Source organism: Nocardia sp. NBC_01503, assembly GCF_036327755.1.
In the GTDB taxonomy this organism is placed as follows: domain Bacteria; phylum Actinomycetota; class Actinomycetes; order Mycobacteriales; family Mycobacteriaceae; genus Nocardia.
Window position 1 is genome coordinate 5,037,674 of sequence record NZ_CP109596.1, and the last position, 22,683, is coordinate 5,060,356.

Annotated in this window: 21 protein-coding genes; 15 read left to right on the top strand and 6 right to left on the bottom strand. The window is 66.8% G+C overall.

All coding sequences use genetic code 11. The features are described from left to right. A complete protein-coding gene (locus tag OHB26_RS22640) occupies window positions 1-453 on the top strand; it encodes a flavodoxin family protein (RefSeq protein ID WP_330179270.1) in 453 nt (150 codons plus the stop codon). After that, entirely contained in the window at window positions 450-1,625 is a 1,176-nt protein-coding gene (locus tag OHB26_RS22645; protein WP_442942703.1) for a sensor histidine kinase, read from the top strand. Before OHB26_RS22640 ends, OHB26_RS22645 begins: the two co-directional genes overlap by 4 nt. Window positions 1,626-1,635: 10 nt before the next feature. Here the strand turns inward: OHB26_RS22645 and OHB26_RS22650 are convergent, their stop codons facing one another. Next, a complete protein-coding gene (locus tag OHB26_RS22650; protein ID WP_330185751.1) occupies window positions 1,636-2,616 on the bottom strand; it encodes a helix-turn-helix transcriptional regulator in 981 nt (326 codons plus the stop codon). A gap of 297 nt (window positions 2,617-2,913) precedes the next feature. Here OHB26_RS22650 and OHB26_RS22655 point away from each other — a divergent pair, with 297 nt between their 5' ends. The 6 genes from OHB26_RS22655 (at window position 2,914) to acs (ending at window position 9,738) form a co-directional block, all read left to right on the top strand. Then, complete coding sequence (locus OHB26_RS22655) at window positions 2,914-3,702, top strand: LytR/AlgR family response regulator transcription factor (protein ID WP_330179271.1); 789 nt, start codon at window positions 2,914-2,916, stop codon at window positions 3,700-3,702. Further along, window positions 3,699-4,064: a hypothetical protein gene (locus OHB26_RS22660; protein ID WP_330179272.1), complete on the top strand. Its 366-nt coding sequence runs from the start codon at window positions 3,699-3,701 to the stop codon at window positions 4,062-4,064. Before OHB26_RS22655 ends, OHB26_RS22660 begins: the two co-directional genes overlap by 4 nt. A 1-nt stretch (window position 4,065) precedes the next feature. Next, window positions 4,066-5,616: a sodium/solute symporter gene (locus tag OHB26_RS22665; RefSeq protein ID WP_330179273.1), complete on the top strand. Its 1,551-nt coding sequence runs from the start codon at window positions 4,066-4,068 to the stop codon at window positions 5,614-5,616. 135 nt (window positions 5,617-5,751) lie between these two features. After that, a complete protein-coding gene (locus tag OHB26_RS22670) occupies window positions 5,752-6,108 on the top strand; it encodes a DUF485 domain-containing protein (RefSeq protein WP_330179274.1) in 357 nt (118 codons plus the stop codon). Then, on the top strand, window positions 6,105-7,733 hold the full coding sequence (locus OHB26_RS22675) for a solute symporter family protein (RefSeq protein WP_330179275.1): 1,629 nt from the start codon (window positions 6,105-6,107) through the stop codon (window positions 7,731-7,733). The genes OHB26_RS22670 and OHB26_RS22675 overlap by 4 nt, the downstream gene beginning before the upstream one ends. 52 nt (window positions 7,734-7,785) lie before the next feature. After that, window positions 7,786-9,738 carry an acetate--CoA ligase gene (gene acs / locus OHB26_RS22680; protein ID WP_330179276.1) on the top strand — a complete coding sequence of 651 codons (1,953 nt, stop codon included), beginning with the start codon at window positions 7,786-7,788 and terminating at the stop codon, window positions 9,736-9,738. A gap of 8 nt (window positions 9,739-9,746) precedes the next feature. Here the strand turns inward: acs and OHB26_RS22685 are convergent, their stop codons facing one another. Beyond that, window positions 9,747-10,145, bottom strand: a complete 399-nt coding sequence (locus OHB26_RS22685) for a DoxX family protein (protein WP_330179277.1) — start codon at window positions 10,143-10,145, stop codon at window positions 9,747-9,749. Then, window positions 10,142-10,657, bottom strand: coding sequence for a hypothetical protein (locus OHB26_RS22690; protein WP_330179278.1), 516 nt, complete (start codon window positions 10,655-10,657; stop codon window positions 10,142-10,144). Before OHB26_RS22690 ends, OHB26_RS22685 begins: the two co-directional genes overlap by 4 nt. Before the next feature lie 154 nt (window positions 10,658-10,811). Here OHB26_RS22690 and OHB26_RS22695 point away from each other — a divergent pair, with 154 nt between their 5' ends. Genes OHB26_RS22695 through OHB26_RS22705 form a run of 3 tightly spaced genes read left to right on the top strand, consistent with a single transcriptional unit; the run spans window position 10,812 to window position 13,799 of the window. Then, window positions 10,812-11,480 (top strand): response regulator transcription factor, encoded by a 669-nt coding sequence (locus OHB26_RS22695; protein WP_330179279.1) that lies wholly within the window; start codon window positions 10,812-10,814, stop codon window positions 11,478-11,480. Beyond that, window positions 11,477-12,769, top strand: coding sequence for a sensor histidine kinase (locus OHB26_RS22700; protein ID WP_330179280.1), 1,293 nt, complete (start codon window positions 11,477-11,479; stop codon window positions 12,767-12,769). Before OHB26_RS22695 ends, OHB26_RS22700 begins: the two co-directional genes overlap by 4 nt. Continuing rightward, window positions 12,756-13,799: a hypothetical protein gene (locus tag OHB26_RS22705; RefSeq protein WP_330179281.1), complete on the top strand. Its 1,044-nt coding sequence runs from the start codon at window positions 12,756-12,758 to the stop codon at window positions 13,797-13,799. The genes OHB26_RS22700 and OHB26_RS22705 overlap by 14 nt, the downstream gene beginning before the upstream one ends. A gap of 99 nt (window positions 13,800-13,898) precedes the next feature. Here the strand turns inward: OHB26_RS22705 and OHB26_RS22710 are convergent, their stop codons facing one another. Next, on the bottom strand, window positions 13,899-14,384 hold the full coding sequence (locus tag OHB26_RS22710) for a hypothetical protein (protein WP_330179282.1): 486 nt from the start codon (window positions 14,382-14,384) through the stop codon (window positions 13,899-13,901). A gap of 146 nt (window positions 14,385-14,530) precedes the next feature. On the opposite strand from OHB26_RS22710, the gene dapA reads away from it, so the two are divergent. After that, entirely contained in the window at window positions 14,531-15,439 is a 909-nt protein-coding gene (dapA, locus tag OHB26_RS22715; protein ID WP_330179283.1) for a 4-hydroxy-tetrahydrodipicolinate synthase, read from the top strand. After that, on the top strand, window positions 15,436-17,523 hold the full coding sequence (locus tag OHB26_RS22720; RefSeq protein ID WP_330179284.1) for a ribonuclease J: 2,088 nt from the start codon (window positions 15,436-15,438) through the stop codon (window positions 17,521-17,523). Before dapA ends, OHB26_RS22720 begins: the two co-directional genes overlap by 4 nt. Before the next feature lie 208 nt (window positions 17,524-17,731). On the opposite strand, the gene OHB26_RS22725 is transcribed toward OHB26_RS22720, so the two are convergent. After that, the gene (locus tag OHB26_RS22725; RefSeq protein WP_330179285.1) at window positions 17,732-18,292 is read right to left on the bottom strand and encodes a hypothetical protein; all 561 of its coding nucleotides are present in this window, start codon (window positions 18,290-18,292) and stop codon (window positions 17,732-17,734) included. A 23-nt stretch (window positions 18,293-18,315) separates the two neighbouring features. Next, window positions 18,316-18,732 (bottom strand): DUF4189 domain-containing protein, encoded by a 417-nt coding sequence (locus OHB26_RS22730; RefSeq protein ID WP_330179286.1) that lies wholly within the window; start codon window positions 18,730-18,732, stop codon window positions 18,316-18,318. Between the two features lie 318 nt (window positions 18,733-19,050). On the opposite strand from OHB26_RS22730, the gene OHB26_RS22735 reads away from it, so the two are divergent. Beyond that, window positions 19,051-19,668, top strand: coding sequence for a TIGR03085 family metal-binding protein (locus OHB26_RS22735; protein ID WP_330179287.1), 618 nt, complete (start codon window positions 19,051-19,053; stop codon window positions 19,666-19,668). A gap of 372 nt (window positions 19,669-20,040) precedes the next feature. After that, window positions 20,041-22,668 (top strand): DNA translocase FtsK, encoded by a 2,628-nt coding sequence (locus tag OHB26_RS22740; RefSeq protein ID WP_330179288.1) that lies wholly within the window; start codon window positions 20,041-20,043, stop codon window positions 22,666-22,668. The last annotated feature ends 15 nt before the right edge of the window (window positions 22,669-22,683 follow it).

Genomic DNA, 22,683 nt, shown 5'->3' on the forward strand with positions numbered 1-22,683 from the left:
GTGCCGAAGCTGCTGCTGATTCATCACACGCCGTCACCGCATATGCAGGAGATGTTCGAGGCGGTGGTGGCCGGGGCGACCGATCCCGAGATTCAGGGTGTGGAGTTGGTGCGGCGGGCGGCGCTCGCGGTGACCGCGAGTGATGTGCTCGAGGCGGATGGGTATCTGCTCGGGACGCCCGCGAATCTCGGGTACATGTCCGGGGCTTTGAAGCATGCGTTCGACACCTTCTACTACCCATGTCTGGACTCGACGCGGGGGCGGCCGTACGCGATGTATATGCACGGCAATCAGGGGACCGAGGGGGCCGAGCGCGGGGTGGAGGGTATTGCCACCGGGCTCGGGTGGGAGAAAGCCGGTGCGGCCGTGATCGTTTCGGGGCCGCCGAGCAAGCAGGACGTGGAGCGCTGCTGGGAATTGGGCGCGACGCTGGCCGCGCAGCTCATGCCGTGAGTGCCACCGCGGTCGCCGTGGTGATCGCCGGGGCGCTCATCGCGGGGGCGCTGTTCGCCTGGCCGCGCACGCGGCGGTCGGTGACCACACCCGCGGAACGGGCCGTGCACGCGGCTTTGCAGACGGCGGCGCTGGCGGCGAAACCGTTGCGGCGCGGGCTCACCGAGGAATCCGCCGAACAGGCCGCACCCTATCTGCGTGCGCTCATGGGTGCCGAGGCGCTCGGGATCGCCGATGCCGAGGGCGCGCTGCTGGCCTGGGACGGTGCGCACGCCGAACTCGCCGAAGCATTCGGGGAGGCCGCGAATCGCGCGATCGCTGGGGAGCGGTCGGTGCTGGTCTCCTGCGCGGACGGGTACACACTGCTGGCGCAACCGCTGACGAGCGAGCACAGCGGGATGGTCGGGGCCTTCGGTGCGGTGACGCGCGGGAAGCCCGGTCCGGGAATGCTCGGCGCGGTCGCCGAGGTCGCCCGATACGCGTGCGGCCATATCGAATTGGCGGAGCTGGATGCCTCGCGAGCGCGATTGGATCGGGCCGAGGTGCGGGCCTTGCGGGCGCAGATCAGTCCGCATTTCATCTACAACGCGCTCAATACCATCGGGTCGTTCGTGCGCACCGATCCGGATCGGGCGCGGGAACTGATCCTGGATTTCGCCGACTTCACTCGCTACTCGTTTCGCACCGCCGGTGAATTCACCTCGCTGGCAGACGAATTGAGCAATATCGATCGGTACCTCGCCCTGGAGCGCGCCCGCTTCGGTGACGCGCTGCGGGTGCGCCTGCAAATCGCCCCCGAGGTGCTCACCGTCGTTCTCCCTTTCCTGGCTCTGCAACCGTTGGTGGAGAACGCGGTTCGGCACGGCCTGGCCGGCCAACCCGGCCTCGGCACCGTCAGCATCATCGCCGTGGACGCGGGCGCGGACTGTGTCATCAGCGTCGAAGACGACGGCGTCGGCATGGATCCCGGAATTCTGCGCTCCGGAGCCCTCGACGCCATCGAAACCACCACCGGCACAGCAGAATCCGCCCACGTGGGGATGGCCAATGTGGATGACCGCCTGCGTGCGGCCTTCGGCAACGACTACGGTCTCGTCGTGGAGACCGCCCCCGGCGCGGGCACCAAGGTCAGTATGCGCGTCCCCAAATTCCGCCCGGGCGTGCGCGCGTGACATCGCCGGGTCATCGCGCCGGGTGGTCCGTGGACCGGCATCGCCTCGGGGCCTGACCCAATAGGTGTTCGCGCATTTGGGCCGGGGTCCGCCCGTAGTGTTCTCGATAGGCTTCGCGGAACCGGCGGGTACTGGGGAATCCCTCTTCGAAGGCGATTCTGTCCATATCGACGGGCAGTGCGACGGACAATCGCCGGTGGGCGCGCTCGACGCGAATCGTGCGCAGTAGTACGCCCGGCGAGGGGTCTCCGGCGCTTTTCAGAACCTTGTACAACGTTCGCTCGCCGATGCCCAGCATCGCGGCGATGGCCGCCGGTGTCACCCGGGGATCGTGCGCGTGCTGCTCGATCAGGCGGCGTGCGCGCTCGACATCCAGCGCGCGACTGCCGGATCCGATGGCGGGGGCCGGATTCAGCGCACCGTCGAGCAGGGTGAGCGCGCTGGAGTACGCGACGCTGAAATCCGCTGCCGTCCAGCCCTCGGCCTCGACGAGCATGCGGACCTGTGCCTCCAGGGCGCGTATCAGGGGGCGCTTGTCATCCAGGATGAGCGAGGCATTCGCCGCGCGGGCGGAATCGATCGACTTCTCGGGAACGGTCATGATTATTGCGCTGATCGTGTCTGTATGCGTCATCCAAAATGGGCGTCCCCAATGGAAGAAGCAGGCGTTGCCCGGGCCGGCGATTTCCCTGGAATCGCCCTGTTCGAACCGGAATCGGCCGCGCAGCGGGATCAGCAGGCGGTAGCTGTTGTCCCCGTCGCTGCGCACATCGCGCGGTGCGCGCCGGTAGTCGAGTGTGCCGGAAGTGAACCTGACGACCTGGAATCGGCCGACGTTCCGGGCATAGGCGTCCGAGCGGAAGTCCGCGCCGAAACCGAGTCGAACCGATCCCTGCCGCTGATGCAGGTACTCATGCCACGATGCGGCGGGATCGTCCTCGTCGGTCGAGAAGGTCTCGGTCAGGTATTCCGCGTCGATCTCACGGCCCATGTCACGCACCGCCGGAAGATTACAAGTAGCCGGGCCCGGGCGCAGGCTGCCGTAAGAGGCGGGAAACGACCGTGATTGGGCAGGAAAACGGTAGAAACCGGACGGTCATGGAACTTACTGTGCGAGAAAAGCTTTCGACCGACAACAGGTAAGAGGTGGGCCGAAGGAATAGATGAGTGACGGTGGCGAGCGCCCGGTACTTCTCGTTCTCGCGTTGGAGGGGAAGAACGAGAGGTAAGGCTGCTTCTCGCCACCGCCCACACGAGGTGAATATGTCGGGATTAGGATGTTCCGACTGTGACCAGGACCACTGACTCGGCCGACGCCGCGCTCCGCGTGCTCGCCGTGGACGATGAGCGGCCCGCCCTGGACGAGCTCGTCTTTCTGCTGCGGGCACAGCCCGGTATCGGTGAGATTCATTCGGCCGGGGATGCCACCAGCGCATTGCGGCTGCTGCGGGCACATGCGGTGGACGCGGTCTTCCTGGATATCAATATGCCCGGCTTGGACGGCCTCGAATTGGCGGGGATTCTCTCCGAGTTCGCGCGGCCGCCCGCGGTGGTTTTCGTGACCGCGCATGACGATCGCGCGGTCTCCGCATTCGATCTCGGGGCGGTGGACTATCTGCTCAAGCCGTTGCGGGAGGCCCGGCTGGCCGAGGCGGTGCGGCGCATCGCCGCGGGGAAGGCGCAGCCGCGGCCGGTGCTGGAGATCGATCCGCACGAGGTGATACCGGTCGAGCTGGGCGGGGCGACGACGCTGGTGAATCGGGCCTCGGTGAGTTGGGTCGAAGCGGACGGGGACTATTCGCGCCTGCACACCGATTCCGGCTCGCATCTGGTGCGCATTCCACTGTCGGAGCTGGAATCGCGCTGGGAGGAGGCGGGATTCGTCAGGGTGCACCGGTCGTATCTGGTGGCGCTGCGCCTGGTGACCGGGCTGCGGACGGTCGGCACCGGCACGGTCGTCTGCCTGCGCGCCGAGGGCAGTGCCGCGGCGGTGGAGCTGCCGGTGAGCCGCCGTCAGGTGCGCGATCTGAAGCAGCGGCTGATTCACACTCCGCGTCAGCATCGGACCGCGCGATGACCAACCCGCAGCGGCCGAGCCGGGAGCGCGTGGTGCTGGCGGAGCGGCGGGGTGCGCGGCTGGTGCGCACTCGGGTGGAAGTGGCCGAGCAGACCGAGGTGGGTGCGGCCATGATCGGCGGGCTGATTCGAGCGCAGTTCGGGCTGGCGGTGCGGGTGGGGCTCGTGGTCGTGGGCGTGCTGGGTGCGCTGCCCCTGCTCTTCGCACTGGGTCCGCTGGGGTCCGCCGAGCTGCTGGGGGTGCGGGTGTCCTGGGCGTTGCTGGGTGTGGCGGTATATCCATTGCTGTTCGCGGCCGGGCTGGTCTACGTACGGCTGGCCGAGCGCAATGAACAGGACTTCGGCGAATTGACCGGGGACTGAGGTGGATTCGCAGCCGGGATCGTGGATTACGGTGGCGGCGCTGCTGCTCGCGGCCTGCGCCAGCGTCGCCATCGGCAGCTACGGGGTACGATTGGCGCGCACCACCTCGGACTTCCTGGTGGCCTCGCGATCGGTCGGCCCGCGCTGGAATGCCGCCGCGGTCTCGGGTGAATATCTCTCCGCCGCTTCATATCTCGGTGTCGCCGGACTCATCGCCAAGTACGGAGCCGATGCGCTCTGGTATCCGGTCGGATTCACCGCCGGATACCTCGGCCTGCTGCTGTTCGTGGCCGCGCCACTGCGCCGTTCGGGCGCGTACACCATGCCCGATTTCGTGGAGTTCCGATTGGGCTCGCGCGGGGTGCGCAAACTGACAGCCCTTGTCGTAGTGGTGATTTGCGGGGTGTACATGATTCCGCAATTTCAGGGCGCGGGCCTCACCCTGCGAATCCTGCTCGGTGTTCCGGACTGGGTGGGCGCGGTCGCGGTGGGCCTCATAGTGATCGGCACGGTGGCGGGCGGCGGCATGCGGTCGATCACCTTCGTACAGGCGTTCCAGTATTGGCTCAAGCTCACCGCCATCGCGATTCCGGGACTGGTGCTGCTCGCGTATTTCCTGCGCCACGAGGGCGATTCGGGAGCCCCGCGGCTGACCGCCGCCACCGATGCCGACTGGCTGCTCCCGGGCGGCGGACTCGGCGGCCCGCATCCGATGTACCAGGTGTATTCGCTGATTATCGCGACCTTCCTGGGCACCCTGGGCCTACCGCATGTGCTGGTGCGCTTCTACACCAATCCCGATGGCCGGAAAGCCCGCAGCACAGCGCTTTCCGTGATCGCGATGGTCGGATTCTTCTATCTGTTCCCGGTGCTGATCGGCGTGCTGGCCAGGTTGTATGCCGCGCGGCTACCGGACGAAGGGGCCTCGGACGCGGCGGTGCTGCTGCTGCCCGGCGCGGTGCTGTCGGGGCTGCCCGGCCAGCTGCTCGCCGCCCTGGTCGCCGCGGGTGCGGTGGCCGCATTCCTGTCCACCTCGTCGGGCCTGCTGGTCAGCATCGCGGGCGTGGTCGGCACCGATCTGCTGCGGGGCCGGATTCGCGACTTCCGGCTGGCCGCGATCGTCGCCGGCGCTGTCCCGCTGCTGCTGGCATTGACCGTTGTCTCCCTTGATCTTTCGCGCGCCGTGGGCCTGGCCTTCGCGGTGGCCGCCTCGACAATGTGTCCCCTGCTGGTGCTCGGCATCTGGTGGCGCGGACTCACCGCCGCCGGTGCGGCAGTCGGCCTGATCGTCGGCGGCCTGCTGTCCGGCGCCGCCACCGCCGTCTCGGTCTCCGGCGGCGTCTCGCAGGCACTCGCCGCGGGCTGGCTCTCGGCTCTGCTCAGCTATCCGGCCGCCGTCAGCGTGCCCATCGCCTTCGCGGCGATGATCCTGGTGAGCCGCCTGACCCGCCGCCAATCCGCCGCCGAGATCGCGAATATCTTCGTCCGCATGCACGCCCCCGAACCTCTCGGTATGGGCGCGGATCGCGAACGCGGCCTGCGCTCGGGGTGACCGTTCGTCGCATCCGATCGACCGTTCACCGCAGAACCGGGCACCTTCACCGAGTGACCCAGCCCACACCATTCTGCCCGGGTCCCGATCTCGTTAGCGTCGTGACAGTTAGCCACATCACACGCTAGGAATCCGATGAGCAGTACCGAATTCGGTCTGGACGCGCCCCCGCGCACGCCGACCGCCGCGGACTTCGTCGCCGCACAAGCCAGTCCGCAATTCCAAGAACTGCGTAATCGGCTGCGCCGCTTCGTCTTCCCCATGACCGCGCTCTTCCTGGCCTGGTATGTGGTCTACGTGCTGCTCGGTGCGTACGCGCACGACTTCATGGCGCACAAGGTGATCGGCAATATCAATGTCGGATTGATCCTGGGCGCGGGGCAGTTCGTCTCCACCTTCGTGATCACCGCGCTGTACGTGCGCTTCGCCGGGCGCGAACTCGATCCCCGGGCCGCCGCACTGCGCGCCGAACTGGAAGGGGGACAGGCGTGAACCTCCTCGCCAGCGCCACCACGGTCGGTAATCCGGCCGCCAATATCGCCATCTTCGCGGTGTTCGTCGCGGTCACCATGGTGGTGGTCATCCGCGCCAGCCGCAATACTTCCAGCGCCTCGGACTTCTTCACCGGCGGTCGCGGTTTCTCCGGCCCGCAGAACGGCATCGCCATCGCGGGCGACTATCTCTCGGCCGCCAGCTTCCTCGGTATCGCGGGCGCCATCGCCGTCTACGGCTACGACGGCTTCCTGTACTCCATCGGCTTCCTGGTGGCATGGCTGGTCGCACTGCTGCTGGTCGCCGAAATGCTCAGGAACACCGGAAAATTCACCATGGCCGATGTGCTGAGCTTCCGGCTCAGGCAGGGCCCGGTGCGTACCGCGGCGGCACTGTCCACACTGACCGTCTCGCTGTTCTACCTGCTCGCGCAGATGGCGGGCGCGGGCGGCCTGGTCGCGCTGCTGCTCGATATCGACAGTCGCGCCGGGCAATCCGTGGTCATCGCGGTCGTCGGCCTGCTCATGATCGTGTACGTACTCATCGGCGGTATGAAGGGCACCACCTGGGTGCAGATCATCAAGGCCGTCCTGCTGATCACCGGCGCCGCGGTCATGACCGTGATGGTGCTGGGCAAATTCGGCTTCAACCTGTCCGAGATCCTCGGCTCGGCGCAGCAGCATGTCTCCGAATCCGCCAATAAGGCCGTGGCGCACCGCGATGTGCTGGCTCCCGGCGCACAGTACGGCGGCAGTGCGACCTCCAAACTGAACTTCGTCTCGCTCGGCCTGGCCCTGGTGCTCGGCACCGCCGGTCTGCCGCATGTGCTCATGCGCTTCTACACCGTGCCCACCGCCAAAGAGGCTCGGCGCTCGGTGGTTTGGGCCATCGGCCTGATCGGCGCGTTCTACGTCTTCACCCTGATTCTGGGCTACGGCGCCGCCGCGATCGTCGGACCGGACAGGATTCTCGCCGCCGCCGGTGGCCAGAATTCGGCGGCTCCGCTGCTGGCCTTCGAACTCGGTGGTGTGCTGCTGCTCGGCATTATCTCGGCGGTGGCGTTCGCGACCATTCTGGCCGTGGTGGCGGGTCTGACCATCACCGCATCGGCATCGTTCGCGCACGACATCTATGCCGGAGTGATCAAGCGCGGCAAAGCCGGTGAGGCGGAACAGGTTCGGGTCTCCCGGATCACCGCCGTGGTGATCGGCCTGCTCGCCATCGGCCTCGGCATTCTCGCCAATGGCCAGAACATCGCGTTCCTGGTGGCGCTGGCCTTCGCGGTGGCCGCCGCGGCGAATCTGCCGACCATCATCTACTCGCTGTTCTGGAAGCGCTTCAATACCACCGGGGCGCTGTTCAGCATGTACGGCGGCCTGATCTCCACGATTGTGCTGATCGTCCTCTCCCCGGCCGTCTCCGGCTCGAAGACCGCCATGATCCCGAGTCGGGACTTCGCCTGGTTCCCGCTGTCCAATCCGGGCATCGTCTCCATTCCGCTGGCCTTCGTCCTCGGCATTGTCGGCACCTACCTGGGCCGTGATAACGAGGATCCGGCCAAGGCCGCCGAGATGGAGGTGCGCGCCCTCACCGGCGTCGGAGCCGAGAAGGCCATCGCGCACTGAGCGCACCTGCCTGGTAAACCCCAACCGCCCCTTTCGACTGGAGAACATCGCAATGACGAGCACGATCGATCGCGACCCCATCGACCAGCTGAGCTACCCGCCCAGCCCGGAGTTCGCGGCGAACGCCAATGCCACTGCGTCCCTCTACGATCGGGCGGCGGCGGACCGCGAGGGTTTCTGGGCAGAACAGGCGCGGCGGCTGCACTGGGCGCAGCCGTGGACGCGCGTACTCGACTGGGAGGACGCGCCTTTCGCGAAATGGTTCGTCGGCGGCAAGCTGAATGTCGCCTACAACTGCGTCGATCGGCACGTCCTTGACGGCCACGGCGACCAGGTCGCCATTCATTGGGTCGGCGAACCGGGTGATACCCGCGCTATCACCTATGCCGACCTGCTGGCCGAAGTCTCCAGAGCGGCAAATCAATTCACCGCTCTGGGGCTTCGCGCCGGCGACCGGGTCGCCATCTACATGCCGATGGTGCCCGAGGCGATTGTCACCATGCTGGCGTGCGCACGGCTCGGACTGGTGCACTCGGTGGTGTTCGCCGGATTCTCGGCGGGGGCATTGGGGCAGCGGATCGAGGACGCCCGGGCGCGGCTGGTGGTGACCACCGATGGGCAGTGGCGGCGGGGGAGTGCGGCACCGCTGAAGGAGGCCGTGGACGAAGCGCTTGCGGGGCAGCCGGATTCGAGTGTCGAACATGTGCTCGTGGTGAATCGCACGGGTGTCGAGACGTCCATGCGGGAAGGGCGTGACCTCTGGTGGCATGAGACGGTGGCGAACGCCTCGCCCGAGCATGAAGCCGAGGCGTTCGATGCCGAGCATCCGCTGTTCATCCTGTACACCTCCGGCACCACGGGTAAGCCCAAGGGCATTCTGCATACCTCGGGTGGCTATCTGACTCAGACCTCGTACACCCACAATTACGTGTTCGACCACAAGCCCGGGACCGATGTGTACTGGTGCACCGCCGATATCGGCTGGGTGACCGGGCATTCGTACATCGTGTACGGGCCGCTGTCGAACCGCGCGACCCAGGTCGTGTACGAGGGCACCCCGAATTTCCCTGACGAGCACCGGCATTGGCAGATCATCGAGAAGTACGGGGTGAGCATCTACTACACCGCCCCGACGCTGGTGCGCACATTCATGAAGTGGGGCAAGGAGATTCCCCAGGCTCACGATTTGTCGAGCCTGCGCCTGCTGGGCAGTGTGGGTGAGCCGATCAATCCCGAGGCGTGGCGCTGGTATCGGGAAACGATCGGGGCGAACAGGACTCCGATCGTGGATACCTGGTGGCAGACCGAGACCGGCTCGATCATGATCTCCCCGCTCCCGGGTGTGACCGCGGCCAAGCCGGGTGCGGCGATGACCCCGCTGCCGGGGATCTCGGCCACGGTCGTGGACGAGGAAGGCAAGCCCGTCGTGCTCGGGGAGACCGAGGCCAACGGGTATCTGGTGTTGGATCAGCCGTGGCCTTCGATGCTGCGTGGTATCTGGGGTGACAGCGACCGGTATCGGGAAACCTATTGGGCTCGGTACGCCGAGCAGGGCTGGTACTTCGCCGGTGACGGCGCCAAACTCGACACCGAGGGCGACCTGTGGGTGCTGGGCCGGGTCGATGACGTCATGAACGTCTCGGGCCACCGCATCTCCACCGCCGAGGTCGAGTCCGCGCTGGTCGGGCACTCCGGTGTCGCCGAAGCCGCGGTGGTCGGCGCCTCGGATGAGACCACCGGCCAGGGCATTGTCGCCTTCGTGATCCTCACCGGCGACGGGGACAACACCGGCGACACTCTCATCAAGGATCTGAAAGCCGAAGTCTCCCGGGAGATCTCACCCATCGCCCGGCCCCGCGAAATTCATATCGTTCCCGAACTCCCCAAAACTCGTTCGGGCAAGATCATGCGCCGCCTGCTGCGCGATGTGGCCGAGGGCCGCGAACTGGGTGACACCTCGACCCTGGTCGACCCCAAGGTATTCGAGGCGATCACCCGTCGCTGACCGCAGGCTCACACCGCCTGTCGATAGACCTTCCGTGCCAGCAGAATGACCGGAATCTGCAGCGGCAGACGAAGAATGGCCCCTGCCTTCAAGGGCATCGACTTATTGCTGCGCACCCAATCCTGGGCCATCTTCAGGTTGCCGGGAAAAACTGCGATGAACAACAGCATGGCCAGCAGTCCGCCGAGCCGTCGAGTTCGTGGTACCGCGACAGCCGCGGCCACCGCGTACTCGGCGACGCCCGATCCCAGCGTGTATGCCCGCGCGGAGCCCGGCAATTGCGGCGGAATCAAGGCGTCGTAGAACTTCGGCGTAGCGAAATGCATTGTCGCCGCCCCGAATAGTAATGCCGACAGTGCCCACGCGGTTCCCCGCCCGGAGCCCGATAGTTCTGATCTCTCGCTCATACCGATGAGCGTACGGTCAAATCATCCAGCAAGATCATGACCTCACCCGCCTCCTTGACCACCTCGACGAGCCGGATCTTCAAGCCGAGCAATTCCGCCCCGGTCAGCACCTCGGCCAATTCCGCTCCGATGCGCTGCCATTCACCGTTCGCGGTGACCCGGCCCAGCAATACCTCGGCACTGTCCTGCCCGGCCCCGGCGATGAACCCGTACACCCAGATCGCGGCATGCGGCGACCGCACATACAGATCCACCCCGGAGATCTCACCCGGGAGGGTGAACGCTTGCCCGGCCTTGACGACCAGCTCGATCTCATGCCCCTCGATGGCGCCACGCACCAGCAGGGCCAGTGCCCGCCGATCCGCGCCCGGCGCACCGTCGGCGTAAACCCCCGGATCCTTGATCGGCGCACCCTCGGCGAACGTCGTCACATGCGCTTTGTTCGCACCCGCCCCCGCCAGCTCCCACTTTTCGGTGTCCTCGAAGTCGTCCAGCAGCACTTCGTTCGGCATCTCCCCGGTCCCTTCACGCGCTCGCGATTCTCACTCGAACCCTACAAAGCGGTGCACGGGTTTTCCCCCCGAATTCTGGTGGCTGACGAATCCGGTGGTGTTGCCGTCATACTTCATACGAATATTCGGTTGTGGGAAGAGGTGAGGGTCGGCCGTGGAGGCGCAGGAATCGGGGATACGCCGTATCGGGCTGGTCGAGGATCATGAATCGGTGGCGATCGGGCTGGCTGCCATGCTCGCCCCGGAGGCCGATCTGGAGTTGGTGATCACCGCGGGCACGGTGGCCGAGTTGTTGTCGGCGAACCCGCGTTTGGACTTGGTGGTATTGGATCTGCGGCTGGCCGACGGATCCTCACCGGATGACAATGTGCGAGCCCTGCGCGACCACGGGGCCGAGGTGCTGGTGTTCACCGGCGCCGACAATCCGTTCCTGGTGCGCGAGGCCGCCCGCGCCGGTGTGCTGGGCGTGGTCCGCAAATCCGAGGATGTGCCGACCGTGGTGGCCGCGGTGCGCCGCGCCGCCCAGGGCGAACAGGTGGTGACCACCGACTGGGCCGCCGCCATCGACGGTGATCCACAGCTGTCCAATGTCGGATTGAGCCCGCGCCAGCAGCAGGTTCTCCAGCTGTACGCATCCGGTGAGAAGGCCTCCCGGGTGGCGCGCATGACCGGGCTGTCCGAACAGACCGTCAATGACTATCTGGGCCGCATTCGGCAGAAGTATGCCGATGCCGGCCGTCCGGCTCCGACCAAAACCGATCTCTACAAGCGGGCCGTCGAGGACGGCTGGCTACCCGTTCCCGAGCGGCACCCGCGCGCATGACCGCGTCGGGCACGCTGGATTCTCCGCCCGCGACGCCTTCGATGTCCGCGCTCACCGGTTTCATACAGCGGGTGCGGGGCGGGCTGACCGTGGCGCAGGAGGATCCGGCCACCGCCGCGTACGACCGGATCATGCGGCGGCTCGGTATCTCCGTCGGTGTCGCCGGAATCATTGTCGGCGGTATGGAGCTGCCCGAGATCGCCGAACAGGGGCGGGTCGCCGCGACCTGGTGGACGATCACCGCCGTGGTGCTGGCCTTCGGCTGGTATCCGGTGCTCGCGGTGGTCTCGGCGCTGGCGGGACCGCGTGCGATTCGCATTGTGTCCGGTTGTGCCGCACTGAGTTTCCTCGGCGCGTTCGCCACCATTCCCTTCGCGCTGGATGTGCATTCGGTGGATGCCAGCACGGTATGGCCGTACCGGGTCACTGCATTGGCGGTGACAGCGGGCGTCCTGGCCTGGCCCGCGCGCTGGGCCGTCACCTATCTGCTCATCGCCTCCACCTCGGCGGCGCTGGCCTCGGTATATACGGTCAGCACCGTCACCTCCCTGGGCGTGGTCGAAAACTTCCTGCGCGCAGCGGGATTGGCGGCGCTGTTCGTCTGGTGCGGCACCGCGGCCACCGGTGCCGCGGCCCGAGTGGACCGCGAATCCGCCATCGCCAGTCGCCGTGCGGCCGCCGCTGCCGCCGCACAGGGCCGGGACCGCGAACGCGCGCGCTTCGCCGCGCTCATCCACGATGCCGTGCTCTCCACGCTTTTGGAGGCCTCACGCGCGGGGACCCAGTCCTCCGTGCTCCGCCGACAAGCCGAACGAACCCTGGAACAACTCGACGAATGCCGAGGCGGCGACCGCGATCCCGATCTGCTCGACGCTCGATCGGCGGTGCTGTTCCTGCGCTCCGCCGTGCACGAGGTGAATCCGGGTATCCGCTTCGCCACCCGCACCTGGCCCGGCTACGACGATCTGCGCATGCCGGTGCACTCCGCCAGCACCATTGCCGCCGCGCTCACCGAGGCGGTGCGCAATAGCCTGCGCCACGCCCAGATGCCCGGGCGCGAGGTGCGGCGCATTGTCACCGCGACCGTCAGCGCGGGCAGTATCCGCATCGTATTCACCGATGACGGAGCGGGTTTCGACCTCGCCAGGGTCTCCGCCGACCGCCTCGGCATCTCGATGAGCATTCTCGGACGCATGCGCCAACTGGCCGGCGGCTCGGCCTTCGTGGAGTCGCAGCCGGGGGAGGGCACCACCGTGACACTGGTGTGGGGTGGCGATGGTTCCCGCTGACTACCACGTGGCCGAATTGGACGCGCGCTTCGGACTTCGCGATCTGCTCGGCCTGCGCGGGCGCACGGCATGGCTGTTCCTGCTCATCCTGGAAGCCACCATCGGGCTGTACATGCTGCGCAATTTCGGTGAATCACCGCAGTGGGCAGCACTTCTCGGCATGGTGGTGATTCTCAGCGCGGGTGCGCTGGTCATCGTCATGCCGGTGGATCCGCTGCCCTTGCCGGTCGCGCTCTACGCCGCCGCGTCCGGACCACTGGCCACCGCGCTGACCATCATGATGCCGTCGTCGGATCGCGGGCATCAATCGGTGTGGTCGGCGTTCGCGGCCTCATATGTATTGACCGTCTTGGTTTTACGTGGGCGCGCGCGACTGGCGTGGGCGGGTGTGGTCGCGGTCGCGGTCGTGATCCTGCTGGCCGGGCTCGGTGCGCAACTCGAATCACGCACCGTCGTAGGCACTCTCGTACCGATCGGCACCGTGGCGGCGATCTCGGTATTCGCCGCGGTCATGCGGCCAATGCAGCGTTCACTGTTACTCCTGCGCGAGGACGCCATGATTCGCGCCGCCGCCGAAGCCACCATGGCCGCCGCCGACAGCGAGCGCACTCGCCAGCTCTCCCGATTGGATCGGGTGGCGCGGCCGATACTGGAGCGCATCGCCGATGGCGCGGAACTGACTGCCGCGGAACGGGAAGAGTGCCGCCTGCTCGAGGCCGAACTCCGCGACGGATTACGCGCACCGCAGCTGGTCACCGATGAGCTCAGTGGTGCCGCACGGGGCGCGCGCACGCGCGGCGTGGAGGTTGTTCTCCTGGACGACGGCGGTTTCGCCGGGGTTCCCGAATGGGTGCGCAGACGGGTGATCGACGCGGCCACAAGGGAATTGGACGCCGCCAATGCCGGGTCGGTGACCGTGCGAGTCCTCCCCCTGGGCCGCAGCGTGCTCGCCACGGTCCTCGCCTACGCCCCCGATCACGACCGCCGCACCGAGATAGATACCGACGGGAAAGTCAGCGTCACCGACTGAGGACGTGGATCCCGGCCAAGAGCACGCCGGGATGACGGGGTGGGGGCTCGCGCCGGGGTGACGGGGTAAGTGGCTCGCGCTGGGGCGACGGGGGTGGGCTCAGCTCTCGGGGTTCTTCGGCTCGCGCGGCGGCATATCCCAGCGGCCCGGGCCGCCCTTCTTCATCTGATCGCGCAGTGCGCCCTGCACGGCGGTGGCCATCCACGAGTTCAGCGATTGGCCGCTCTGCGCCGCGGCCTCCTCGGCCCGGGACTTGATCTGTTCGACCAGGCGCAGGGTGACGCGGCTGATATCGCCGGTCATCTCCTCGAAGGTGGGCTGATGCTCCTCTTCTTCCGCGGTCGCGGCTTTGCGGACGTCGACATGCGCGTCGGTGCCGTCGACCGAGACGCGCACGGTGCGATCGCCGACCGCCGCGCTCACCTCACCCGCCAACTCCGAGAGCGCCGCGAGCAGAACGAGGCGGGCCGAACTCTCGGTGGCCGCCGCCAACGCGGCGGCGGTGGACTGTGTCTTCTCATCGCCGAGCGCGGCGGCCGCGATGAGGTTCTCGCGCAGCTGAGCGGTGTACTTATCGAGATTCATGACACCAGTGTGCTGTCACAAATGGTGTCACGCAAGGAAACTTTTGACGTCACGCAAGGGTGGGCGACGCGAATCACCGTCGCCGCCGGGCCGGTTCAGGTATAACGATGCAAAAGGTGTTTCGATGACCGGGTAGCCTTCTGGCTATGACGAACGGTGAATCAACGCGAATCGAGCTGCGCGCGTCCGGCACAGTCGGTGTCGCGATGGTGACCCCCTTTACCGCCGAAGGCAAGCTCGATGTCGATGCCGGGGTGGCCCTCGCCGCCCGTCTGGTCGACGGCGGTGTCGACCTGCTCGCGATCTCCGGAACCACCGGCGAATCGCCCACCACCACCGAGTCCGAGAAGTTCGATCTGCTGCACGCCGTCGTCGACGCCGTCGGTGATCGCGCCACCGTCATCGCGGGCGCGGGCACCTACGACACCGCCCACAGCATCGAGCTGGCACGCAACGCGCAACGCGCGGGCGCGCACGGGCTACTCGTCGTCACCCCGTACTACTCGCGTCCCACCCAGGACGGGCTGATCGCGCACTTCACCGCCGTCGCGGACAGCACCGATCTGCCCGTGACGCTGTACGACATTCCGCCGCGCTCGGTCGTGGCCATCGCATCGGACACCATTCGACGGCTCGCCGAGCACCCGCGCATCGTCGCGGTGAAGGACGCCAAGGGCGACCTGAACGCGGGCGCTGAGCTGATCGCCGAGACCGGCCTGTCCTTCTACTCCGGCGACGACGGCCTCAACCTGCCCTGGTTGTCCGTCGGTGCCACCGGATTCATCAGCGTCATCGGGCATCTGGTGCCCGATCGTCTGCGCGCGCTCGCCACCGCTTATGCGGCCGGTGACGTGCGGCGGGCTCGTGAAATCAATGTCAGCATGATTCCGCTCAACCGGGCCATGTCCCGATTGGGCGGCGTCGCCATGACCAAGGGCGCCCTGCGGCTGCTCGGGGTCGAAACAGGGGAGCCACGTTTGCCACAAATCATGCCCACCAGCGAGCAGCTCGCGGAACTCGCGGTTGATCTGCGAGCCGCGGGGGTGCTTGCATGAGCAGCCCCGAGGGACGTCGCCCGCGTCGTACCGCCTCCCGCGCGGCGGGAGCCCCGGCCCCGGTGCCGGAAACCGTTGCCGCACAGCCGAAGGCCGCGCCCAAGGCCGCCGAGCCGAGTGCCGCTCCGGCGGTGCGTGCCGCCGAAAGCGCCGCGCCGCAGGAGACTCGCGCGCGGGGCCGCAATGGCACTGCGCGCGGTGCGCGCAATGGCGCCGCCGAGGCCGCACCGGCCAAGGCCGAGACCGCACCGGTGCAGACCGAATCCGCCGCGCCCGCTCGGGCCCGGCAGGACGAGTCCGCCCCGCGTTCGCGCCAGGGTGAGCGCAATCGCAAGCCCGGCGGGCGTTCGCGTCAGGGTGGCGGCCGCAACGACCGCTCCGAGACCACCGCGCAGCCGCGGGTCGAGCGGCAGAAGCTGAACCCGCCGCCGAAGCTCGCCAAGGGCGGCCTACGCGTATTCGCGCTCGGCGGCATCGGCGAAATCGGCCGCAACATGACCGTTTTCGAGTACAACGGCAAGTTGCTCATCATCGACTGCGGTGTGCTGTTCCCCGAGGACCAGCAGCCCGGCGTCGACCTGATCCTGCCCGATTTCGGCCCCATCGAGGACCGCATCGAGGATGTCGAGGCCGTCATCCTCACGCACGGGCATGAGGATCACATCGGTGCGGTGCCGTTCCTGCTGCGCCTGCGCCGCGACATTCCGGTGATCAGCGCGAAGTTCACCCTCGCGCTGGTGGCGGCCAAGTGCCGTGAACACCGCTTGCAGCCCAAGCTGATCGAGGTCACCGAGGGCCAGCGCACCCAGCACGGTTCGTTCGACTGCGAATACTTCGCGGTCAACCACTCGATTCCGGACGCCCTCGCCGTGGCGGTGCGCACGCCCGCCGGAATGGTGTTGCACACCGGCGATATCAAGCTGGATCAGCTGCCCCTGGACGGTCGCCTCACCGACCTCGCGGGCTTCTCCCGCCTCGGTGACGAGGGTGTGGACCTATTCCTGGTGGACTCCACCAATGCCGAGGTCCCCGGCTTCGTCACGCCCGAGCGTGAGATCGGCCCGGTGCTGGACAATGTGATCGGCAAGGCCAAGGGCCGAGTCATCGTGGCCTCCTTCGCCTCTCACGTGCACCGCATCCAGCAGGTGGTGGAGGTGGCCCAGCGCTATGACCGCCGCATCTGCTTCGTCGGCCGCTCGATGGTTCGCAATATGCAGATCGCGCAGGATCTCGGCTACCTGGAGGTGCCGGACGGTCTGGTCGTCGATATCGATCAGGCGGCGAATCTGCCGGTGCACAAGCTGGTGCTGATTTCGACCGGTTCGCAGGGTGAGCCGCTCTCGGCGCTGTCCCGGATGGCGCGCGGCGATCACCGGCAGATCAATATCCGCCCCGACGATCTCGTGGTGCTGGCCTCCTCGCTGATTCCGGGTAATGAGAACGCCGTGTTCACCGTCGTGAACGGGCTGACCCGGATCGGCGCGACCGTCATCACCCAGCAGAACGCCAAGGTCCATGTCTCCGGACATGCTTCGGCCGGTGAGCTGCTGTACCTGTACAACGCGGTGCGGCCCACCAATGCGATGCCGGTGCACGGTGAATGGCGGCATCTGCGCGCCAATGCCGCGCTCGCGGTGGCCACCGGTGTCCCGGAGGAGCGCGTCATGCTCGCCGAGAACGGTGTCGTGGTGGATCTGGTCGACGGTATCGCCACCATCACCGGACGGGTTCCGGTCGGTCAGGTGTATGTCGACGGTCTCTCGGTCGGCGATGTCGGCGAATCGACGCTGTCGGATCGTCTGGTGCTGGGGGAGGGTGGCTTCATCTCCATCACCGTCGCCGTCGACTCCACCACCGGAAAGGCGGTCAGCGCACCGGAGGTCACCGGTCGTGGCTTCTCCGATGATCCGGACGCGCTCGTCGACGCGCACGAACTCGTCGAGGCGGAGCTGCGCCGACTGGCCAGCGAGGGTGTCACCGACACCCATCGCATTGCGCAGAGCGTGCGCCGCGTGGTCGGCAAGTGGGTGGCGGACAAGTACCGCCGCCGTCCGATGATCGTCCCGACGGTCATGGGTGTCTGAGCCGAAAAGGTAAGCGCCACAACGTAAGAGAACCCGGTAGCAGGAGCTGCCGGGTTCTTTTTCGTGCCAGCCTCACATACCTACATTGAAATATGCGCATTTAAACATTGAATTCGGACATGTCGGCGATCCGGGCTACGGCAATCCTCGCGCTACGAACAAAACCGCCCCGACAGTCCAGCTGTCGGGGCGGAACCGCGAACCGCTACTAATTGTCCTGGCAGGCGGCCGAATCGAGCTTGGCGGCCTTGACGATGCTGCATGCGAAGGCGTGGTCGACCTTCCATTCGGTGCCGTCGGCGACGAAGGAGACGGTGGCCTTGTCCACGGGGGAGCCGCCGATGGTGACCTTGGCGTCGGCCTTGACCTTGCCGTCCACCGGATCGGGGACATTGGTGATCTCGACCTTGACGTCGTTCTTCTTGGCGGCGTCGACCAGCTTGGCGACCAGTTGCGGATCCTGGCCGGCGTTCTCGATCCAGGCGATCTTGGTCTTGGCGTCGATGGACGGGTCGAAGGCCTTGGTGAGCTTGTCGTTCAGCTCGGCGACGGTCGGCTTGGGCAGATCGGGCACCGGAGTGGTGGACGGCGGCGCTCCGGTCTCCTTGGTGTCGTCGGTGGTGCCCTGGAACTTGTTGTCGGCCGCGGCCGCGCTGGTGGTGGTGGCCGGGCTGTCCGACTTGGTCTCACTGCTGCTGCAGGCGACCAGACCGAACGCGGCGGCGGCCACCGCCACGGCGGCGGTGGCGCGGAAGATGCTGTGCTTCAACGAATTTTCTCCCCTGAACGGAATTAGAGCTCGTAGCCCGTGGTGCAATTCCAGTGAATGATGGTGGCGTCGGAGCTGTTCCGATTCAGTGCCTGGGTGCGCGCGGTGGAGCGCGAGTAGGCCGCACCATAGGTGTAGAGCCCGGCGCGACGTGAGTAGGCAACCGCTCCGCAACCGTTCGCGAAGCTGGCCACGACCCGGCAGTCATCGAAGGTGCACGACTGCATCGCGCCGTCCTTCGCGGAATCGCGATCGGAGTAGTCGTAGGAGTAGCCGATCCGGCCGGTCGACGGCGACAGCGCGATCGCGCCGAAGTTGTCGGTATAGGCCCCAGCCGGAGCCGCGGTGCCCACCAGCAGGGAGCCGACGGCCGCGACCATCACGGCGGCGCCACTGACGATCTTTTTCAAGGTGTTGCCCTTCTTATGCGGAGGATCCATTCCCCTATGGATCGAGTGATCAAGCTACCGACCCGGATTCGCCGACGCCAACCCGGAACCGACTCGGCGGCGGCGCATCCCGGCGCCGCGCCCGAGGTCGTCTCTCATTGCCGCGTTCATGATCAAGGGGCGACCTTATGGCAGACCGGGTGGTTGGCTTAACGGGCCGGGCCGTGCAGCAATTGAGGCGCTATCGAACCGACACGATCATGTGATCCCGAAGCCCCCGGAATTGGGGGCACGCCGCGCGGGCGTGGAGCCTGTGACCTGTGCATCGGCATGATGCATCGCGTTGCATATCAGGTTAGGGTTGCCTGTATGAGTATGGCCCAACGCGAACGCCAGGCCCTGGTGCGGACCATGACCGCCGCCGGTCCGGACGCGCCCACCCTGTGCGGTACGTGGACGGTGCGAGACCTGGCCGCGCACTTGATAGTTCGCGAATCTCGCCCGGACGCCGCCCCCGGCATCATGCTGAAACCCTTCGCCCCCTACCTCGAGCGGGTCCAGCACAAGGTGGCCGCCCGCCCCTTCCCGGAGCTGCTCGCCAAGATCGCGGGCGGTCCGCCGTGGTTCCTGCGCCCGGTCGACTCGCTGATGAACCTCACCGAAATGTACGTCCATCACGAGGACGTGCGCCGTGCCGAACCCGGTTGGGAGCCCCGCGAACTCGCCGCCTCCGATGAGGACAAGCTCTGGAAAGTGCTGACAGGCTTGGCGCGCATGGCATATCGCAAATCATCGGTTACCGTCGCGCTCGCGACGCCGGACGGCCGGCGCACCATTGCGCATCAAAAAGGCGACCGCACCGTGGTCCTGGCGGGGAAACCGTCCGAACTGCTCTTTCACGCCTTCGGCCGAAATGCCGTGCGGCTGGAGGCGACCGGTGAACCCGCCGATGTGGAGGCCGTGTACGCCCTCGATCGCAGCGTCTGAAATCCCGCTACCTGGGACTGAGATCCCAGACCGAGCGGCAACGGGACCGCTGATCATGAAACGATCACGCGCCGGACGGTAATTTCTGTGATCGGCAGAAGCCCGTGGTGTGATGCAGTGGTAGGCAATGTCTCGGCAACCTTGTGCGCGCGAGTGGCGCCTCGCGAGCGTGCGCTCAGGGCGGCGACACGCCGTAGCTTCCCGCCCGGAGTGCATGTTCGCGATTCCCGGTTGTGGGTGCGGGAGCATGGGATGCGGGCGCTGGCCGGGGGCCGAAGCGGCGATTGACGTTGCCTATCCCACACGGTTGTTGTGGGTGGGTCGAGTGTTGCGGATGGTCCGGGTGGGGCGTTTACGGCTAGCCTGGGGGTCATGCCAGGTAAGTCCCGCGGTGCCGCAACGTCACGTTCGCGAGCGGGATCGACGCGGGGACAGACTCCTGCACGGTCCCGGGCGCGTACTCCGCGTACCGCCGCGGGCGGTCGGACCGCTAGCGCCGGTCGTGTTCGAAGCCAGAAACGAGCCGCGCCCGCCCGGCGGCCAGCTCCGCGCCGCAGGTCCGATACCGCGCCGTTGGCGGTGGTCACCCGGGGTGTGAGCAGTGGCTGGAACATGCTGGCGCGCGGCCTCGGCGCGAGCACCCGGGCACTGAGCCGGGCGGGGGAGATCGAGCACGGACATCGGCGCGACGGTATCGCGCTGGGGCTGGTGGGTTTCGGCATCGTCATCGCGGCGGCGGTGTGGTTGTCCGCGGGCGGGCCGGTCGGGCGCGCGGTGGATACCGCGATTCGCGCGATCTCCGGGTCGGCTTCGGCGGCACTGCCGTTCGTGACCATCGGTATCGCGGTGATTCTCATGCGCACCGAGGCGCATCCGGAGATTCGGCCGCGGCTGGTGCTGGGCGGCCTGCTCACCGGATTACCGGTTTTGGGCTTGTGGCATCTGGCGGCGGGTGCGCCGACCGATGCGCACGGTCGCGCGCATGCCGCGGGTTTCGTCGGCTATGTCATGGGCGGTCCGCTGCGTGACGGTTTGAGCGCCTGGTTGGCGGTTCCACTGCTGTTGCTGGCCAGTGCCTTCGGGCTGTTGCTGCTCACCGGCACCACGGTGCGTGAGGTGCCGGACGCGCTGCGTGAGCTCTTCGGCACCGGTAGTCGCGGCGACGAATACGAGCGCTACTCCGATGAACCCGGCCTCTACGATCCCGCCAACTATGACGAGGACGGCTTCCCGCGCCACGAGGGCGTGAAGTCGCGGCGTCGCGGCCGCAGTCCGTCGGAGAACTATCCGCCCGATGAGTTCGGCGGCTCCGACGCGGTCACCGAGGTCATGGGTGAGCCGCCGTTGCAGGATGCCAAGGAGATCGCGGTCGAGGAGAAGCCGAAGGCCAAGCCGCGCAAGGCTCCGCCCAAGGTCGTCGATCAGACCCCGCCGCCTCCGCCGCCGCAGCAGTTGGAGTTCGTCACCGAGCGCGAGGTGGACGGCGATTACAACCTGCCGCCGCTGTCGCTGCTCACCGATGGCGAACCGCCCAAGAAGCGCAGCGCCGCGAACGAATCCATGATCGAGGCCATCACCGAGGTGCTGGTCCAGTTCAAAATCGATGCCGCCGTGACGGGTTTCGTGCGCGGTCCGACCGTCACCCGCTACGAGGTGGAGCTCGGCCCCGGTGTGAAGGTCGAGAAGATCACCGCGCTGGCCCGCAATATCGCGTACGCGGTGGCGACCGAGAATGTGCGACTGCTCGCGCCTATTCCGGGCAAGTCGGCGGTGGGTATCGAGGTACCCAATGCCGACCGGGAATTGGTGCGACTGGCCGATGTGCTCAAGGCTCCGTCGACCCGAAATGACCACCATCCGTTGGTGATCGGCCTCGGTAAGAACATCGAGGGTGAGTATCTGTCGGCGAATCTGGCGAAGATGCCGCACCTGCTGGTGGCGGGCTCCACCGGCTCCGGTAAGTCGAGTTTCGTAAACTCGATGCTGATTTCGCTGCTGCACCGTGCCACGCCCGATGAGGTCCGGATGATCCTCATCGACCCCAAGATGGTGGAACTCACGCCCTACGAAGGCATTCCGCATCTGATCACGCCCATCATCACCCAGCCGAAGAAGGCCGCCGCCGCGCTGGCCTGGCTGGTGGAGGAGATGGAGCAGCGGTATCAGGATATGCAGGCCAACAAGGTTCGCCATATCGACGATTTCAACCGCAAGGTCAAGTCCGGGCAGATCACCACCCCGCTGGGCAGCGAACGCGTCTACCGGCCGTATCCGTACATCCTCGCCATCGTCGACGAGCTCGCCGACCTCATGATGACCGCGCCCCGCGATGTGGAGGACGCCATTGTCCGCATCACCCAGAAGGCCCGTGCCGCGGGCATTCACCTGGTGCTGGCCACCCAGCGCCCGTCGGTGGATGTCGTCACCGGCCTGATCAAGACGAATGTTCCCTCCCGATTGGCCTTCGCCACCTCCTCGTTGACCGACTCCCGGGTCATCCTCGATCAGCCCGGCGCGGAGAAGCTCATCGGTATGGGCGACGGCCTGTTCCTGCCCATGGGTGCGAGCAAGCCGACTCGTCTGCAGGGCGCGTTCATCTCCGACGAGGAGATCCAAGCCGTCGTCGATTTCGCCAAGACCCAGGCCGAACCCGAATACCAGGAAGGTATTACGGCCGCCAAGTCCGGCGAGAAGAAGGATATCGACGCCGATATCGGCGACGATCTCGATCTGCTGCTCCAGGCCACCGAATTGGTCGTCACCTCCCAATTCGGTTCCACCTCGATGCTGCAGCGCAAACTCCGCGTCGGCTTCGCCAAAGCGGGCCGCCTCATGGACCTGATGGAGACCCGCGGTGTGGTCGGCCCCTCCGAGGGGTCCAAGGCCCGAGACGTCCTCATCAAGCCTGACGAACTCGACGGTTTGCTCTGGACCATTCGGGGCGGCGAGGGCGCACCCCCGGACTCTTCGGATTCAGGTTCGGAAGACCCCGACTACTGAGTCGCGGCCCCGCGC